The organism is Methylophaga sp. UBA2689, assembly GCA_002354555.1.
Lineage (GTDB): Bacteria > Pseudomonadota > Gammaproteobacteria > Nitrosococcales > Methylophagaceae > Methylophaga.
The window spans coordinates 43096-60912 of the sequence record DELT01000106.1; the positions used below are offsets into that span (position 1 = coordinate 43096).

A 17817-nucleotide genomic window follows, 5' to 3' on the forward strand; every position below is an offset into this window, starting at 1 on the left:
CGATCAGTGGCAGAGAATTCAGGAGAGAATAAAAAAGCGAGTTATCAAAAAAACAGCCTGACTTTATGGGGCGCTGTATCAATGGGAACCGGGGTGATGATCGGTGCCGGGATATTCGCCCTGACCGGTCAGATCGCAGAACTTGCCCATGAGTGGTTTCCTCTCGCCTTTTTAGTGGCCGCGATCGTAGCCGGATTCAGTGCTTATACCTACGTCAAAATGTCTAATGCTTATCCTTCAGCGGGTGGTATCGCCATGTTTTTGGAAAAAGCTTATGGCAAAACTACCATGACCGGTGCCTGTGCCCTCTTAATGTATTTCTCCATGGTCATCAATGAAAGTCTGGTGGCTCGAACCTTTGGTACCTATACACTACAATTATTTGATGTTGGTCCAGGTAGTTGGCTCGTCCCTGCCCTCGGCGTAGGACTGCTATTTTTTGCCTTTATAATCAACATTCTCAGCAATAAATTTATTCAATCATTTGCTTTTTTTATGGCCTTTATCAAGATTGCTGGGCTAGTCTTATTAGCTGGTGGTGGACTCTATGCCTCTGGTTTCAATTTCGAAAGCATCTCTGTTTCTCCTTCAGAAACCACTTTTAGTGGTTTTTTGGCAGCCGTAGCACTGGGTATTCTTGCCTATAAAGGATTTACCACCATTACCAATAGTGGCGGGGAAATTAAGGAACCGCATAAAAATGTGGGCCGCGCTATCATCATTTCTATTTGTATTTGCGTCGTACTCTACTTGCTTGTAACGCTCGCGGTCGGTGGCAATCTCTCTATTCAAGAAATTGTAGAAGCTAAAGACTATTCCTTGGCTGAAGCAGCCCGTCCAGCCTTTGGGCAATGGGGATTATGGATAACCGTGGCATTTGCGATCGCCGCCACAGTATCAGGTGTCATTGCCAGCGTATTTGCCGTTTCTCGTATGTTGGCTATGTTAACGGATATGAAACTGGTCCCCCATCGCCATTTCGGTATGCCCGGTAGTGTGCAAAAACATACGTTGGTCTACACAATCGTCTTTGCCATGCTACTGACTATATTCTTTGACTTAAGCCGCATTGCCTCGCTAGGCGCTATTTTCTACATCATTATGGATATTGCCATTCATTGGGGCGTCTATCGTAGGCTTCGTCATGATATTGAAGCCAATGGTGCGATATTGATTACAGCCATATGCCTGGATGTCATCGTCTTAGGAGCGTTTATCTGGATAAAAATACAACAAGATATGCTGGTGATCTGGGCATCGCTAATTGGCTTAGCCATAATTTTTATAGGTGAACGTTTGTTTATTGGTAATCATAGACAACAACAGGAAACATAAGTCTCGCAAATTTACTTTATTCGACTATGACAAATAGCTCATTTTGTAATTGAAAAAGATAACGATCTGGTTCATCAGTTATAAACAAAAAAACCACCCGAAGGTGGTTGTTTTGTATATATGGTGGAGGCGGCGGGACAGTGACTCCTGAATTTTCATTCAGGCCTGGACTATTCCTTCATCTGATATCGCTATCAGATGGAGAGCGTTTGTGAGTATCGGTTTTATCTTCTACCCACCCTAGTATTCCATTGAGATGACTCTCGTTAGGAACCTATGAGTCTCTAGCCGGCTTACTGGTTTCCCATTGACCGGACGGCGTTGGCATAGAACCCCTGTTCCTTAGCGTTCACCGTATGAGCTCTCTTTTTCCAACGGGGATCACTCCCCGTGGCGACCATTTTACTAATCGAACCCGCGTCCGCGAATCCTCTGCCTTCAGCTCTACATGCTTATTTCATCTATTAATTTAACTTCAAGCTACCCGATGAACAGGGAAAACATGAAGCGATCTTGTTAGGTTTTAGTCAATCAGTACCAAGCATACGTCAAGACGATCTTGTGAGAGTCGACGCCCGATACCAGACGCACAAGCACGGATCTGGTCGGACGGCATTCACTGGTTATTAAGCAGCTAGTGCGTAGTTGTTATCGTTAGCAACTATATTTTTCCAATCTTTTTTACGAGAAGAACTGGAGTACTCGGCATGCACCTTAGGTTTCGTAACCCACGTCGAAGCCAGGTCGCCCCCAAAGGTCTGTTGTACGTTAGTCATTATACGGATTTTAAAGTTCCGTGACGATCTCTTTAGATATTTTTAAACAGTCTTTCTTTATCGCGCTGCCAATCACGTTCTTTCATGGTAGCGCGCTTGTCGTGCATTTGCTTGCCTTTAGCCAGCGCAATTTCGACCTTGGCTTTGCCCCGCTTCCAATACATCGCGAGAGGGATCAATGTATAACCTTTGCGCTCAACTGCGCCAATCAGCTTATTTAACTCGTTACGATTGAGCAGCAGTTTACGGTCGCGTTGTGGTTCTGGAACGACGTGGGTAGAAGCTGTTTTCAATGCGGTAACCAATGCATTGGCTAACCACGCTTCGCCATGACGAATCAGCACGTAGCTATCACTCAGCTGTGCTTTGCCTTCACGTAAGCTTTTGACTTCCCATCCCTCCAGCACCAGACCCGCCTCGAATTTTTCTTCTATAAAAAATTCATGACGTGCTTTCCGGTTACGGGCAATAGTGTTATCTGTGTTTTGTGGTTTTTTCTTGGTGGCCATCGCGGCATTATACATGGGCAGATTGCTGCTTGGCTTGAGCATTTTAGGAAATTCGCCCAGAATCGAGACTATTTATTTTTAATGAGTGTGATATGAGTAGACCGTTAAAATCGGTTCATGGTGAGTGGACATCACGCTGGGCCTTCATTCTCGCTGCAACGGGGGCGGCTGTTGGCCTCGGAAATATCTGGAAATTTCCTTATATTGCTGGTGAATATGGCGGCGGCGCATTTGTTCTGGTTTATCTTGCCTGTATCTTTGCCATCGGTGTTCCCATCATGATGGCGGAAATTCTGATTGGTCGACGTGGTCGTCAAAACCCTTTTAACAGTCTGGCAAGCCTAGCTGAAGAAGAAAAAGCTTCTTCCCTGTGGAAATATCTTGGTTTCGCTGGCGTTTTGGCCGGCTTTTTAATCCTTTCCTATTACAGTGTGATTGCTGGTCAGGCAATGGCTTATGTTCCACGTTTATTGTTTGGAGTATTTGAGGGCGTGACATCCGATGGTGCGCGTAACCTGCACCTGGCACTAGTGAAAGATCCTGAAAAGCTTTTGGCCTGGCATACCATTTTTATGATGTTAACGATGTTGATTGTCAGCCGTGGTGTCCAGCGTGGTTTGGAAAAATCGGTACGCTTTTTAATGCCCTCTTTATTTATAATCCTGCTGATTTTGGTCGGTTATGCATATCAAACCGGGGTCTATTTTGATCAAGCGGTAAACTTTCTGTTCAAACCGGACTTTTCCAGGCTGACCACCGAAGGAATTCTAACGGCGATGGGCCACGCGTTTTTCACGTTAAGTCTTGGTATGGGTGCCATTATGGTTTATGGCTCGTATCTACCTCAGAAAGCCTCAATTTTTAAAGTTTCACTGGCAATTTCGTTTATGGATACAGCTGTTGCGATTCTGGCTGGATTAGCAATTTTCCCATTGGTGTTTGCCAACGAAATGTCTCCTGGCGCCGGGCCAAGTCTGATTTTCGAAACGCTGCCTATTGCCTTTGGGCACATGGAGAATGGCGCATTTTTTGGTGCCATGTTCTTTTTGCTTCTGGTTTTTGCAGCACTGAGTTCAGCGATTGCATTGGTTGAGCCTGTGGTCACCTGGCTGGTGGAAAACTTTGAGATAAAACGGCTTAATGCCTGCATCTGGGTGGGTATATTGGTCTGGCTGTTAGGGCTGTTAAGTCTGTTCTCATTTAATGTGTTGAAAGACTGGACTTGGCTTGATATGACAGCCTTTGAGTTGCTGGATTATCTGACTGCCAATATTATGTTGCCTTTGGGCGGCATGCTCATTGCGATATTTGCCGGATGGGTCATGTCGCAACGCAGTACTCAGGAAGAGTTGGGGATTAAATCCCACCTGATTTATCACGAATGGCGCTTTTTGGTTCGTTATGTCACACCAATAGCGATTTTTGTTGTATTCGTGAGTTTGACAGGTGTTCTGGATTTCATCTTTTGATTACATTCATTAGAGGTCAATAGAAATACTCAATGACAACTATTACGCGCAGTTCACTGGTGATGTATTCGCCGGACCAGATGTTTGATCTGGTCAATGATGTGGAAGCTTACCCAAGTTTTCTTCCCTGGTGTCGTGACAGTAAAATTATCAGTAAAAATGATAAGGTGATTTGTGCCACGCTGGATATTGCTAAAGGGGGGATTCATCATGAATTTTCTACCCGCAATACCCTGCAACATGGTGAATCCATCCGTATTGAGCTGATTGATGGTCCATTTCGTCATTTAGAAGGATTCTGGCAGTTCAGCCCGATTGGGGATAATGAAGGTTGCCGGGTACAGCTGGATATGGATTTTGAATTTTCCACCCGTCTGCTGGATTTGGCATTGGGTCCGGTCTTCACCCAGATATCCGGTTCCTTAGTTGAAGCTTTTTGTGTACGCGCCAGAGAAATTTATGGAACACGCTAATTCTGAATTAATAACGGTAGAAGTGGCCTACGCCCTGCCAGATGAGCAGGTGATTTTGTCATTGGAAGTTCCGGATGACACTACTGTGGAGCAAGCCGTTAAACGCTCCGGTATTCTGGAACGTTATCCACAAATCAATCTTGAAACAGATAAAGTCGGGATTTTCGGCAAAATCTGTAAATTGAATGCCACGCTCAGTCCAAAGGATCGCATTGAAATTTATCGGCCATTGATTGCAGATCCCAAAGAATCACGTCGGCAAAAAGCGGAGATGGAAAAGAAAAACAAAGCTGCTGAAGCGGCCAATGATTAATTCTGCTCAGCAGACTCTAACCAATCCAGTTCGGCATCGCTAAAACCCGCTTGTTTGCGTGCTTCAATATGAAATGGCCCGCGTATCTCACCATTAAAGTAGGTTTTTAATAAGGTCGTGAATGTGTGGGTGGGTTCCAGATCACGCTGTTCACAAAGATAATTAAACCAACGCGTGCCAATTGCCACATGGCCGATTTCTTCACGCAATATCACTTCGAGAATCTCTACCGCTGCCAAATCACCACTGCCACGCAGTTTATTCATCATGCCAGGTGTTACATCCAATCCTCTTGCCTCTAATACCCTTGGTACCAGTGCCATGCGGGTTAATGGATCGTGATGGGTTTTCTGTGCCATTTCCCATAAACCATCATGTGCCGGAAAATCTCCATAGGCATACCCTGCCTGCTGTAAATGTGCAGAGAGCATTGAAAAATGTTTGGCTTCCTCATCGGCAACCTGCAACCAGTCACGATAAAAATCATCTGGCATATTGGCAAAACGAGCGATGGCATCCAACGCTAAATTAATGGCATTAAACTCGATATGGCAAATGGCGTGAATCAACGTGGTATGACCGGTCTGCTGATTATTACGTCGCCGGGGTAAGTCACGTGGCGAGACCAGGTCGGGCTTATCCGGCCTGCCTGGGATCGCTGGAACATCCAATGGCTGATGCTGAATGACATAACCTTGTTCGCGGCATTCAACAGCCATTTTCCGTGTCTGCAGCGCTTTATCAGCGGCATCATTAATCAAAAGACATTGTAAAGCGCGGATGCGTATATCAATATTTGAATCAGCCATCCATTCGTACCCGTGGATCAACAAAAGTGTAGGAAATATCGGTCAGTAACAGACCTACGATATATAAGACTGAGCCAAGAAACACCATGGCTCGCACAATGGCAAAATCCTGGGCATGAATAGCATCAATGGTATAGCTACCCAAGCCTGGAATACCAAAGAATGACTCCAGAATCAGACTGCCCATAAACAGGGTTGGTATTACCACTACCGCACCAGTCAGAATTGGAATCATCGCGTTTTTCAACACATGTTGAAACAAAACCCGTACTTCTGATAAACCTTTTGCTCGGGCTGTGCGAACGTAATCCTTGGAAATTTCTTCCAGAAATAAAGTACGGTACCAGCGCGAGCCCGAGCCAATACCTGAAACAATACCAATCGCTACCGGTAAAATCAGGAATTTTATCGTGCTGAATCCCTCACCGAAGCCCGAGATGGGTACCAACTGCATGACTTTGCCGATGACAAACTGCCCGGCGATAATATAAAACAGACTGGATATCGACATTAAAACGACACATAGCACTACCCCGCCGAGATCAACATAGGTAGCTCGAAAAAATACCATCATCAACGCAAAGGTAATATTGACCAGCAAACCAACAATAAATACCGGAATGGCAATCGCCAGACTGGGCCACATGCGGGTTTTGATATCGTCACCAATATCTCGTCCATCATCGGCCTGACCAAATTCAAAGCTGAATAGCGCCAGCGATTTATCGAAAAAAATGGTATCGGTGAATTTTTCGAAACCGTCAGCGGATTCATTCCACAGCAAATCCCGATCGTAACCGCGTTCCTGTTTCCAGGTCGTAATCGCCTGTTCGGTAATGTAACGTTCGCCCAATTGCATTCGCGCCATATCATCTGGCGTATTCACCATAAAAAACAATGCAAAAGTCAGTGCATTAACACCCAGCAGTATAGGAAAGGCATACAGGATACGGCGAATAATATAGGCCAGCATAATTGTCTCAGGCACTGATATAACATTCTGGATTAGGTCATAACGGATTATGGCTTTGGCAGATGTTGGTTCAGCTGGGTTACAAAATTAAAGGAAAAACATTGTAACAGCGCAACCCGCAATTGGGTTATCAAGCAATTGGTTTCTTTGACAACTATTAATGATTACTATGGTCACAGATTTAAATCATTCAGGAGTATCGCATGGCAAAAACAGCATCGGATCTGGTACAGGCAGCAAAGGCATCCATACAGCAAATCAGTGTTTCCCAGTCACAGCAAATGCTGGATGATGACAGCATTGCTCTGGATGTACGTGAGCCTGAAGAGTTCGCTAAGGGTCATATCGCTGATGCCAGACATATTCCACGCGGCATGCTGGAGTTTTCAATAGAGACGCATCCGGATTTTCAGGATAAAACGCGTCCTATCGTGGTGTATTGCAAATCAGGCGGTCGCAGTGCATTGGCAACAGCAACCTTGCAACAGCTTGGTTTTACCAATGTCTATTCAATGATTGGGGGCTATGATGCCTGGTCTGCGGCATCGAATGATGCTGATTGATTAAATAACACAGGTCTGGAGGGGGAAAGACATGTATACACGCTTTTGGGTAATTATCGCGCTAATGATGGTCAGCCTGTCTGCAATTGCTGCAGAAACAGAGATCATGGTCAGAGCGAAAGCGGTTGATTCGAAGTTCATTGGCACCAGTGTCGGCGGTATCCGCGCCATTGTTGAAGATGCTGAAACAGGTGAAATTCTCGATGAAGGATGGATTAACGGTGGCACTGGCGATACAGCTGTGCTTATCGAAAACCCGTTAAAACGTGGCGAACGGCAGACAGATGATAAAACTGCCGGTTTTTTAGCAAAAGTGGATATTGATGCGCCAAGATTACTGCGATTCAAATTAATCGGACCTTATGGTTATCAGCAGGCTTATCAGGAAGCCAGTGTGACCAGTTGGGTGGTGCCTGGAAAGGATATTCTGGGTGATGGCATTATCATTACTATGACTGGCTTTATTGTAGATGCCTGGACCCGGGTTCTGGAGAATGGTCAGGTGGATATTTATACCAAAGCTTCATTGCTTTGCGGTTGCCCTATCACTAAAGACGGCCATTGGCAGGCAGATAATTATGAAGCCAAAGCTATTCTGATGCGTGATGAAGAAACGATTGATGAAGTAACACTGAACTTTACCGGCCCAGCTGGCATGTTCAGTGGTAAAACCACGATTACCGAACCCGGCCACTACAAAGCGGTAGTCTATTTATTTGATGCAAAAACCGGAAACGTGGGTGTGGATCGCGCTATGTTTGAAATTCCAGACAAGGAATAACCCGATTGGCAATGCAGTTGTAACAAATCGCAGCGCTATGAGTCTCTTTAACTAACGTTATGAATAAGAGTTTCAGCATGAGATCACAAGGTTATGCAGTTAATGGAGCTGGTCTGGGTTTAAGACGCAGTTTCATTGATGAAATTATGCAGCTGGACCACCCGCCTATCGACTTTATTGAGGTCGCACCGGAAAACTGGATGGAAATGGGCGGTCGGCTGGGCAAAAAACTGCGGGCATTTAGTGAACGCTTTCCGATGCTGTGTCATGGGCTTTCGTTATCACTTGGCAGCCCTGCTCCGCTGGATGAAGCATTTGTAAAACGTATCAAACAATTTCTGGAACAGCATCAGGTTCGTCTCTACAGTGAGCACCTGAGCTATTGCAGTGATGAGGGTCACCTTTACGATTTGATGCCCATACCGTTCACTGACGAAGCTGTTAAGCATGTCGCTGACCGTATTCTTCGGGTTCAGGATATTCTGCAACGCCGACTGGTTATCGAGAATGTCTCCTACTACGCGGCACCGGGTCGACAGATAGAAGAAATTGAATTTATCAATTCGATACTGGAAAAAGCCGATTGTGAGCTGTTACTTGATGTGAATAACGTCTATGTAAACAGTATTAATCACGGTTATGACGCTAAGGCTTATATTGACGCGATTAACAGTAAACGTATTGCTTACATGCATATTGCCGGTCACTATAATGAAGCCGAAGATCTTATTATCGATACCCATGGCGCAGATGTAATTGATCCGGTTTGGCAACTGCTTGAACATACTTACCAGCAGAATGGAGTGATTCCGACATTACTCGAACGGGATTTTAATATCCCTGCTCTGAGCACGCTGTTTGAAGAAGTCGCTCACATTCGAGATATCCAATCACAATATCGATCTGAACATGCAGCAAGCGCCTGATTTTAAAACTACCCAGCAGCAGTTCACCGCCCATCTGCGTGATCCAAGTTCTGTTCCCGAGCCTGCCGATGTTGAATCGCGGCGCATGGCGATTTATCGGCGACTGATTTATAACAATATTGAAAGCTTCTTAAGCACGGCCTGTCCGGTATTGAAACAAATTCTGGGCGAAACAGCCTGGCATCAACTGGCACGTGATTTTATCCGTGAGCATCGGTGCAGTTCACCCTTATTTAATGATATTGCCCGCGAGTTTGTTCACTATCTCGAACAACATCCGCAGCAGTATCAAACCATGCCTTATATTGCTGAGCTTGCCCATTACGAATGGGCAGAGTTGGCTCTGGGAATTGCCAATGCGGATTTTGTGAAGCGTGAAGTGAGTGAACAGCAAGATATCCTGCAACTCTCTCTGCAACGCTCTCCCCTAAGCTGGACCTTTGCCTATGATTACCCCGTGCATCAAATCGCGCCGGATAATCTGCCTGATAAAGCTGCCGAAACGCCGTTTTTTCTGTTGTTATATCGAAATGCTGATGATCAGGTGAAGTTTATTGAGCTTAATCCCGTTAGTGCACGGTTACTTGATCTATTAAATGAGGGTCAGACTGGCCAGCAAGCCGCTGAAGCTATTGCTGAGGTGTTGCAGCATCCTAACCCAGAAGTGGTGACACAAGGGGCAAAACAGTTGATAGAGGACTGGCTGGAACGCGGCATAGTGATCTAAGAACATAAAAAAACCGGGCTGATAAACCAGCCCGGTTTTAATCTAACCAAACCCAGTGAGTTTTAGTTAGTGGCAAGCTCAATGGCTTCAGCCGCTAAACGGGTGATTTCATCCCAGTTTTCCGCTTCTACCAGATTCGCTGCGCACATCCATGAACCGCCTACGCAACCTACATTAGGTAAGCTGTAGTAGTTTTTCACATTCTTCTGACTGACACCGCCGGTTGGGCAGAACAGAATTTGTGGAATTGGTGCACCAATAGATTTCAGCATGGGTACACCACCAGCCGCTTCAGCCGGGAAGAATTTCATTGCGGTAATGCCTCGCTCTAACAAGCGCATGGCTTCACTAGGATTGGCTACACCCGGTAATAAAGGTACACCCGTTTTTAATGCCGCTTCAATCAATGTGTCTGTGGTACCAGGACTGACAATAAATTCTGCACCCGCATCAATCGCTGCATTTAACGTTTCGATGTTGATAATGGTGCCTGCACCGACAATCGCATCTGGCACTTCAGCTTTGATACGACGGATGGACTCAAGCGCTGCATCAGTACGCAGCGTGATTTCCAATACTTTCAGGCCGCCTTTGACCAACGCATTGGCCAATGGCACTGCATGTTCAACATTATTAATAACCATCACCGGGACAATCGGTGAAACTTGCATAATTTCGTGAATCGTTTTGCTCATAAAAAATAGATATCCCTAATTCTGGTGAAGATTATTCAACGTTGAACATATTGATAGCGCCTTCTTCAGCTGAAGAAACGCCTGCCCGGAAACTGTCAAACAATTCGCGACCGCTACCGTAATGATGTTCAGTATTAGCCATCATGCAAGACAGACGGGCGTTAAATTCTTCATCATCTACCAGCACATTCATAATGCCTCTTTCGGTATCAAGATGAATAATATCGCCATCTTTGATTCGGGTCAGTGGACCACCTTCTGCAGATTCAGGACACATTTGAATGGCAGACGGTACTTTACCCGACGCACCAGACATACGACCGTCAGTGACAAGCGCCACTTTAAATCCACGATCCTGTAGTACACCCAGTGGTGAACTGAGTTTATGCAGTTCCGGCATACCATTGGATTTTGGTCCCTGGAAGCGTAATACCACTATAACGTCTCTTTCCAGTTCGCCATTTTTGAATGCAGCAACGGCATCGTCCTGATCGTCAAATACTAAAGCAGGTGCTTCTACAACACGATGCTCAACATCTACCGCAGAAACTTTCGATACACCACGTCCGAGATTACCTTTAATCAGATGTACACCACCTGACTTGGCAAATGGTTGTTCAACCGTGCCAATAACTTCTTTATCCAGAGATTCTTTTGGACCTTCCTGCCAAATCAGTTTGCCATCAATGATTTTTGGCTCGCGGCTGTATTGTTTCAAGCCTTTTTCATTACCAACCGTAATGATGTCTTCGTGTAACAAGCCCTGTGATAATAATTCCTGAATTAACACGCCCATACCACCAGCGGCCTGGAAGTGATTCACATCGGCACTGCCGTTTGGATAGACACGGCTTAATAAAGGAATGATTTGCGACAGACGATCAAAATCATCCCAGTTGATTAAGATACCGGCAGCCCGGGCAACTGCAACAATGTGCATGGTATGGTTCGTTGAACCACCCGTCGCCAGCAGACCAATAATCGCATTAAGAATCGCTTTTTCATCGATCATATGACCGATTGGACGGTAATCGTTGCCCAGCGCGGTAAATTTCAATACCTGACGGGCTGCTTCTTTCGTTAATTCATCACGTAACGGGGTATTAGGATTGATAAACGTTCCACCCGGCAAATGCAGCCCCATGATTTCAACCATCATCTGGTTGCTGTTGGCCGTACCGTAGAAGGTACAGGTACCTGGACTATGGTAAGACTCTGACTCTGCTTTAAGCAGTTCTTCGCGACCTACCTTGCCTTCAGCAAACAATTGGCGGATACGAACTTTTTCTTTATTCGGCAGACCACTAGGCATTGGACCTGCTGGCACAAAGATGGTCGGTAAATGACCGAAGCTCAATGCGCCAATTAACAAGCCAGGTACGATCTTGTCACAGACACCCAGCATCATTGCGGCATCGAACATATTATGACTTAGGCCGACAGCTGTGGACATTGCGATGACATCACGGCTGAACAGCGACAAGTCCATACCCGGATAACCCTGGGTAATACCATCACACATCGCCGGGACACCACCAGCAAACTGGGCAACCCCACCAGCTTCGTTGGCAGCCTCTTTGATAAGCGGCGGAAAGTCCTTATACGGTTGATGTGCAGAAAGCATATCGTTATAAGCTGAAATAATGCCGATATTGGCTTTTTTGTCACCAGCCAGATCGCTTTTTTCAGTTGCTGCACAAGCAGCAAAACCGTGAGCCAGATTACCACAGCCAAGCGTCAGACGATGAGGACCCTGCCCTGCAGCTTCGTCAACACGAGCAAGATAAGCCGTGCGAGTTTTTTTACTTCTTTCGATCACTTCGTTGGTGAGCGAGTCTAAAACTGGATGAACCATAAAGTTAAGTCTCTCTTTCGTTTACTTGTACTATCGAAGTAGCGGGATTTGAGGCCGCTTGATTGCAGCGGCGTTTATCCATCAGATCTAATATTCAGACAGCGCATTATAGTCCTTATCACTCTTTTTCGCACTGTTTCTGGGCTTATATCATCTTAATGCTCAAATACCTGCTTTTGGTTTTTTGGTTGTCGTACCGCATCAATAGCAGAAAAATACTGGGTTAGCTGTTTAATAATTTGTGATTTATATGACAACTTCCCAACGCTAAAATCTGCACACCATTGGCATTTAGACCATTAACTTTTACAAACTGCGACAGTTAAATACATCGCCATAAGGATTTTCCAGTAGTGCTTCGGTATGATGTCACGCTGTTTTTCATCGACATATCGATGAGTTACCACTTAATTGTAAAGGTGAATTAAATGACCGAAGGTAAACGCCTCCGTCAGGTAAAAAGCTTTGTGAAACGTGAGGGTCGCTTAACCCCCGGTCAACAAAAAGCACTGGATGTTTTATGGCCTAAGTTTGGCATTGAAGCCGATAACCAACCTATTGATATGCAAACTCTGTTTGGGCGTAAAGCTCCAGTGGTGTTTGAAATCGGATTTGGGAATGGCGCATCGCTGATTGAAATGGCCATACAACAACCGGAGAACGACTTCATCGGGGTGGAGGTGCATCGACCAGGTGTGGGACAACTACTAAAAGCTATCGAAGAGAATAATTTAACTAATGTGCGGGTGGCCTGCACGGATGCAGTGGAATTACTCAAAAATCAAGTTGCGGATAATGCTTTGCATCGAGTGCAACTCTACTTCCCGGATCCATGGCATAAAAAACGTCATCATAAACGTCGAATTATCCAGCCAGCTTTTGTTGACGTCCTGGCACAAAAAATTCAGTCGGGCGGTTTTCTGCATATGGCAACCGACTGGCAGGATTATGCAGAACAAATGTTGCAGGATCTTTCAGCAAGTCATGATTTTATCAATACCAGCACATCAGATGATTTTATTCCACGGCCGGACTACCGTCCCTTAACCAAGTTTGAACAACGAGGTCATCGACTGGGACATGGAGTATGGGATTTATTATTTCAACGTCGATAATTGTTACAAACTTGCTTCATTTGCATGCATAAGCTAGTTTTGCCTTATTAATAACTAACTCTTACCAGGTAACGCTGCCATGACCATGTCCCGAACAACCCAATTTGGTTTTTATCTTTTATTTGGGGCAGCCAGTAATTCTGCAGCCGCAGCGGGTTACGCCCTGATAGAACAAAGCATTACGGGGTTGGGTCGAGCCTTTTCAGGCAGTGCTGCAGTAGCGGATGATGCCAGTACTATTTTTTTCAATCCGGCTGGCATGACAAATTTATCCCGTAAAGAAATGAATATGGGGCTCAATCTGATAGCACCCCGAGCAGAGTTCTCTGATCGCGGTTCTAATGTCGATGGCACTCCCTTAACAGGTGGAGATGGCAGCAATGCCGGTGAACTGGCCGCAGTCCCTAATTTTTATTACGCTCATCCGTTAAATGACAAGACTGTCGTAGGAATTGGTGTTGGCGCGCCTTTCGGTCTGGTGACCGATTATGGCGATAACTGGCAGGGGCGTTATCATGCGATTCGTTCGGATCTGCTTACGGTTAATATTAATCCCAGTATTGCTTTTAAAGCGACTGAAAAACTGTCATTGGGCTTTGGCGTAAATCTGCAATATATCGATCTGGAGCTCTCCCAGGCAGCTAACTTTGGTTCTTTTCAAGCTAACTCCCAAGGCAACGATGGACGAGTAAAAGTCACTGCCGATGACTGGAGCTGGGGTTATAACCTGGGCATGACCTATCAGTTTACTGAAGCAACACGCATGGGCTTAAGTTATCGTTCAAAAATAACACATGACTTAACCGGTGAAGGCAAATTTCGCATACCGGAAGATGTGAGTGCTCCAGCAACAGCCGTAGGCTTTCAGGATGGAAATGTTGGCGGTCGGGTAACCTTGCCTGAATCGGCATCAATCGCTCTGGTTCACCAATTAAATTCACAATGGTCGGTTATGGCCGATGCCAGTTGGACTCGATGGAGCCGTTTTGAAGAGTTGCAGATTAATTCTGACGTTTCCAGGCTAAATACGCTTAAAGAAGAAGACTGGGAAAACTCTATGCGTTACGGGCTGGGCGTGGAATATAAAGCTAATGACCGATGGTCCTGGCGGGCGGGCGTCGCCTATGATGAAACACCGATCCCCAATGCTCAACGTCGAACTCCTCGAATTCCTGACAGTGATCGTACTTGGTTGGCCTTGGGGGGAAGTTATCACTACAGCGATAATATAATTTTGGATGCCGCCTATACTCATATATTTATGAAAGACAGCAGCATTGAGGATACATTCACAAGTGGCACTCAAACATATGAATTATCCGGTAAATATAAAAGTTCTGTCGATATCGTCGGCGTTCAATTACGGTGGCTTTTTGATTAATCATGTCTGTTGCCCATGATTACATTTCTCCGGATCAGGCCCAAACGCTATATGGTTTAGCTTGTGAACGGATAAAAAGAAGTCCTGATAAAGATGCCTATGGCTTTTTTGATAATGATAAGAAAAGTTGGGAAAGCTTAACTTGGCAACAGGTTGCTGATGAAATAACCCATTGGCAACAAGCGCTACACCAGGAAAATCTGCGTAAAGGTGATCGGGTTGCAATCAATTTACGTAATAGCAAAGAGTGGATATTTTTCGATCTGGCAGCCTTAAGTCTGGGGTTGGTAGTAGTGCCACTTTACCCCGATGATCGACCAGATAACGTTGCATATATATTACAGGATGCTGATGTACGTTTATTGTTGGTGAACAGTCTCAGACAGTGGTCAGCCATTAAAGCCGTATTACCCGAAGAACACGCTGTTAAACGGGTAGTGCTGTTCCATGATGATTCAATAACAGATAACACATCTTCCATGACATCGCTGCAGAACTGGCTTGATACAGCTTCTGCTGCTGAGTTGAAACTACCCCACTGTGCACCAGAACAATTGGCATCGATTATCTATACCTCTGGCACCACTGGCCGTTCAAAAGGGGTTATGCTCAGCCATCATAATATGTTGTCGGTGGCCTATGGTTCGTTGCAGTTTTTTGAAATCCTGCCTGATGATGTTTTCTTATCTTTTTTACCACTGTCGCACACATTGGAACGAACTGGCGGCTATTATCTGCCGATGATGGCTGGTTCAGAAGTAGTCTTCTCTCGCAGCATTCCCCTGCTTGCTGACGACATGAGGCAAGTTCAACCCACCATCATGATTGCTGTGCCCAGGATTTTTGAACGGATTTATGATCGCGTTCATAAACAACTTGCAGAAGGCAGCTGGCTTAAACGTCAAATCTTCAAACTGGCGCTGGAGATCGGTTGGAAACGCTTTCAGTACCAGCAAGGGCGTAAATATTGGTCGCCTTCTCTGCTGTTATGGCCATTGCTGCACAAACTGGTGGTAACCAAATTTCATCAGCGTCTGGGCGGTAAACTGCGTTTAGCTGTCAGTGGTGGTGCTGCCCTACCCGCCCATGCCGCTAAAATGTTTATTGGACTGGATTTAGTTCTGCTGCAGGGTTATGGCCTGACTGAGACCAGCCCGGTGATTAGTGTTAATGAACCTTCCAGCAATGATCCGGCCAGCGTAGGTCGCGCTATTCAGGGTGTAGAAGTCCGTATTGGCAAGGATGAAGAGCTTGAAGTAAAAGGTCCGGGCAATATGCTGGGCTATTGGAATAATCACAAAGCAACGGCACAGACTATTGATGCTGATGGCTGGCTGCATACCGGCGATAAAGCCCACATCAGCGATAGCGGACATATTTATATTGTTGGCCGAATCAAAGATATTCTGGTGCTCAATAATGGCGAAAAAGTACCACCTGCCGATATTGAAGCCGCCATAGTCAGCAATGGTCTGGTTGACCAGGCGTTAGTAGTCGGTGAAGGCCAATCTTATTTGGCCGCTTTACTGGTCATTAATGGCGAAAGTTGGCCGCAGATTGCACAGCAGCTTGGTTTGGATCCATTACAGAATGAAAGTCTTGGTTCCAAGGTTTTACAGCAGCATTTTGTGCGCTTACTCAGACAGTGGTTATTTGAATTTCCCGCCTATGCAAGGATTCGGCGAGTACATCTGACTTTGCAACCCTGGACGATCGAAAATGATTTGCTGACACCAACTTTAAAAGTTAAACGTGCGCTGGTTGAGCAACGGTATGATAAGGAAATTAAAGCCCTGTATCAGGACACCTCAAGCTGAGGCAGATAACGGCTTATTAATGAAACCCGGGATATGCCGCATGATGGCTTCTACAGTATGGAATGAGCCAAAAATTAGGATACGATCCCCTTCAATAGCATTGGCTGAAGCCAAATCATAGGCTTGTTCCACTACTTCACTGGTATGAATGCGATCATTGGAAATTTTACCTTGAAGGCCAATTGCCAAATCTTCTGCAGACTGACCCCTGCTTCCATTTAAGCCACCAAGAAACCAATTATCTATCACTGGAATCAAGGCATCAAAAACCGCTTGGCTGTCTTTATCACGCAACATGGCAATGACTGCATGGGTTTTACCCTGGCAAGAAATTTCCATTAATAGTTTTGCCAGATTTTCAGCACCCTGTTGATTATGTGTTACATCAAAAATATGGGTAATGGGGCCATCAATCATCTGAAAACGGCCGGCAAGTCGGACGTGAGCTAACCCATCACGGATGGCTGTTTCATTGATTTTTTCCATTCCGGAATCTTTAAGCAGGCTGATGACCTGTAGCACAGCCGCGCTGTTCTGAATTTGATAACACCCCAGTAATGCAGGCAACGGTAATCCCGTGAATTGATAATCGGCATTTTGCCAATGCCATAAATTTTTATCGGATTGAGCATTGAAATCTTTGCCGGCAATATACGCTGGTGATTCTAATTTCTGAGCAATCTCAATAACTGTCTCTGGCGGAGAGTGTTCACTGCAAACTACAGGGTTGTGTGCCCGCATAATGCCGGCTTTTTCAATACCAATCTGTTCACGGGTATCCCCTAGCCAGACAGTATGATCCAGGCCAATAGGTGTGATTAACGCAATATCGGCATCAAACAGATTGACCGCATCAAGCCGTCCACCCATACCGACTTCCAAAATCGCGATATCAATATTCTGTCTACAGAAAATATCTGCTGCAGCGAGCGTGGCAAATTCGAAATAACTTAGAGAAATGTCACCCCTTGCGGTATCAATCCGCTCGAAAGCTTCGCATATCTGTTGATCCGTTGCTGTTTGACCATCAACTACGATGCGTTCGTTATAACGCAATAGATGCGGCGAGGTGTAACAGGCTGTTCGATAGCCGGCAGCTGAGAGTATAGAAGCCAATAACGCAACAGAAGAGCCTTTACCGTTGGTACCGGCAACCGTTACTACCCGAAAAGGCAGTTTGTTGTCGGCATACATTTGCTTCCAGACAGCACGAACCCGATCCAGGCCGGGATCTATCTCAGTAAAATGAAGCTTTTCCTGCCATGCCAGCCACTGTGGCAAGCTATTAAATCGCATAAAC

At 45.5% G+C, this 17817-nt stretch carries 17 protein-coding genes and 1 other RNA gene; 11 read left to right on the forward strand and 7 right to left on the reverse strand.

What is annotated here, in order from left to right:
* The first annotated feature begins 6 nt into the window (after positions 1 to 6).
* Positions 7 to 1335, forward strand: a complete 1329-nt coding sequence (locus B3M51_RS13840; protein ID WP_292760002.1) for an APC family permease — start codon at positions 7 to 9, stop codon at positions 1333 to 1335.
* A 406-nt stretch (positions 1336 to 1741) separates the two neighbouring features.
* Here B3M51_RS13840 and ssrA read toward each other — a convergent pair.
* Both ssrA and smpB read right to left on the reverse strand, forming a co-directional pair.
* Positions 1742 to 2079, reverse strand: a transfer-messenger RNA (tmRNA) gene (gene ssrA / locus B3M51_RS13845).
* Positions 2080 to 2143: 64 nt separating this feature from the next.
* Positions 2144 to 2635 carry an SsrA-binding protein SmpB gene (gene smpB, locus B3M51_RS13850; RefSeq protein WP_292760004.1) on the reverse strand — a complete coding sequence of 164 codons (492 nt, stop codon included), beginning with the start codon at positions 2633 to 2635 and terminating at the stop codon, positions 2144 to 2146.
* 77 nt (positions 2636 to 2712) lie between these two features.
* Here smpB and B3M51_RS13855 point away from each other — a divergent pair, with 77 nt between their 5' ends.
* The 3 genes from B3M51_RS13855 to B3M51_RS13865 are packed head-to-tail and all read left to right on the forward strand — an operon-like array spanning position 2713 to position 4875.
* Positions 2713 to 4089 (forward strand): sodium-dependent transporter, encoded by a 1377-nt coding sequence (locus tag B3M51_RS13855; RefSeq protein ID WP_292760006.1) that lies wholly within the window; start codon positions 2713 to 2715, stop codon positions 4087 to 4089.
* A gap of 32 nt (positions 4090 to 4121) precedes the next feature.
* On the forward strand, positions 4122 to 4562 hold the full coding sequence (locus tag B3M51_RS13860) for a type II toxin-antitoxin system RatA family toxin (protein ID WP_292357532.1): 441 nt from the start codon (positions 4122 to 4124) through the stop codon (positions 4560 to 4562).
* Positions 4549 to 4875 carry an RnfH family protein gene (locus tag B3M51_RS13865; RefSeq protein ID WP_292760008.1) on the forward strand — a complete coding sequence of 109 codons (327 nt, stop codon included), beginning with the start codon at positions 4549 to 4551 and terminating at the stop codon, positions 4873 to 4875. Before B3M51_RS13860 ends, B3M51_RS13865 begins: the two co-directional genes overlap by 14 nt.
* On the opposite strand, the gene B3M51_RS13870 is transcribed toward B3M51_RS13865, so the two are convergent.
* A complete protein-coding gene (locus B3M51_RS13870; protein ID WP_292760010.1) occupies positions 4872 to 5684 on the reverse strand; it encodes a ferritin-like domain-containing protein in 813 nt (270 codons plus the stop codon). The two genes, B3M51_RS13865 and B3M51_RS13870, sit on opposite strands and share 4 nt — an antisense overlap.
* Positions 5677 to 6657, reverse strand: coding sequence for an ABC transporter permease (locus B3M51_RS13875; RefSeq protein WP_292760012.1), 981 nt, complete (start codon positions 6655 to 6657; stop codon positions 5677 to 5679). Before B3M51_RS13875 ends, B3M51_RS13870 begins: the two co-directional genes overlap by 8 nt.
* Positions 6658 to 6860: 203 nt before the next feature.
* Here B3M51_RS13875 and B3M51_RS13880 point away from each other — a divergent pair, with 203 nt between their 5' ends.
* The 4 genes from B3M51_RS13880 to B3M51_RS13895 all read left to right on the forward strand — a co-directional run bounded on the left by B3M51_RS13880 (position 6861) and on the right by B3M51_RS13895 (position 9654).
* Complete coding sequence (locus B3M51_RS13880; RefSeq protein ID WP_292357538.1) at positions 6861 to 7220, forward strand: rhodanese-like domain-containing protein; 360 nt, start codon at positions 6861 to 6863, stop codon at positions 7218 to 7220.
* A gap of 31 nt (positions 7221 to 7251) precedes the next feature.
* Positions 7252 to 8001 carry a hypothetical protein gene (locus B3M51_RS13885; RefSeq protein WP_292760014.1) on the forward strand — a complete coding sequence of 250 codons (750 nt, stop codon included), beginning with the start codon at positions 7252 to 7254 and terminating at the stop codon, positions 7999 to 8001.
* A gap of 77 nt (positions 8002 to 8078) precedes the next feature.
* Positions 8079 to 8927 (forward strand): DUF692 domain-containing protein, encoded by an 849-nt coding sequence (locus B3M51_RS13890; protein WP_292760016.1) that lies wholly within the window; start codon positions 8079 to 8081, stop codon positions 8925 to 8927.
* Positions 8911 to 9654: a DNA-binding domain-containing protein gene (locus tag B3M51_RS13895; protein ID WP_292482389.1), complete on the forward strand. Its 744-nt coding sequence runs from the start codon at positions 8911 to 8913 to the stop codon at positions 9652 to 9654. Before B3M51_RS13890 ends, B3M51_RS13895 begins: the two co-directional genes overlap by 17 nt.
* A 62-nt stretch (positions 9655 to 9716) precedes the next feature.
* Here the strand turns inward: B3M51_RS13895 and B3M51_RS13900 are convergent, their stop codons facing one another.
* Complete coding sequence (locus tag B3M51_RS13900) at positions 9717 to 10349, reverse strand: bifunctional 4-hydroxy-2-oxoglutarate aldolase/2-dehydro-3-deoxy-phosphogluconate aldolase (RefSeq protein ID WP_014707368.1); 633 nt, start codon at positions 10347 to 10349, stop codon at positions 9717 to 9719.
* Positions 10350 to 10380: 31 nt separating this feature from the next.
* Positions 10381 to 12204: a phosphogluconate dehydratase gene (gene edd, locus B3M51_RS13905; RefSeq protein WP_292482391.1), complete on the reverse strand. Its 1824-nt coding sequence runs from the start codon at positions 12202 to 12204 to the stop codon at positions 10381 to 10383.
* Positions 12205 to 12632: 428 nt separating this feature from the next.
* Here edd and trmB point away from each other — a divergent pair, with 428 nt between their 5' ends.
* From trmB to B3M51_RS13920, 3 genes are all read left to right on the forward strand, one after another.
* Positions 12633 to 13319 (forward strand): tRNA (guanosine(46)-N7)-methyltransferase TrmB, encoded by a 687-nt coding sequence (gene trmB / locus B3M51_RS13910; RefSeq protein WP_292760019.1) that lies wholly within the window; start codon positions 12633 to 12635, stop codon positions 13317 to 13319.
* A 79-nt stretch (positions 13320 to 13398) separates the two neighbouring features.
* The gene (locus tag B3M51_RS13915; protein ID WP_292760021.1) at positions 13399 to 14700 is read left to right on the forward strand and encodes an OmpP1/FadL family transporter; all 1302 of its coding nucleotides are present in this window, start codon (positions 13399 to 13401) and stop codon (positions 14698 to 14700) included.
* A gap of 2 nt (positions 14701 to 14702) precedes the next feature.
* Positions 14703 to 16517 (forward strand): AMP-dependent synthetase/ligase, encoded by a 1815-nt coding sequence (locus tag B3M51_RS13920; protein WP_292760023.1) that lies wholly within the window; start codon positions 14703 to 14705, stop codon positions 16515 to 16517.
* Here the strand turns inward: B3M51_RS13920 and folC are convergent.
* Complete coding sequence (gene folC, locus B3M51_RS13925; protein WP_292760025.1) at positions 16509 to 17813, reverse strand: bifunctional tetrahydrofolate synthase/dihydrofolate synthase; 1305 nt, start codon at positions 17811 to 17813, stop codon at positions 16509 to 16511. The genes B3M51_RS13920 and folC overlap by 9 nt on opposite strands.
* Positions 17814 to 17817 lie beyond the last annotated feature (4 nt).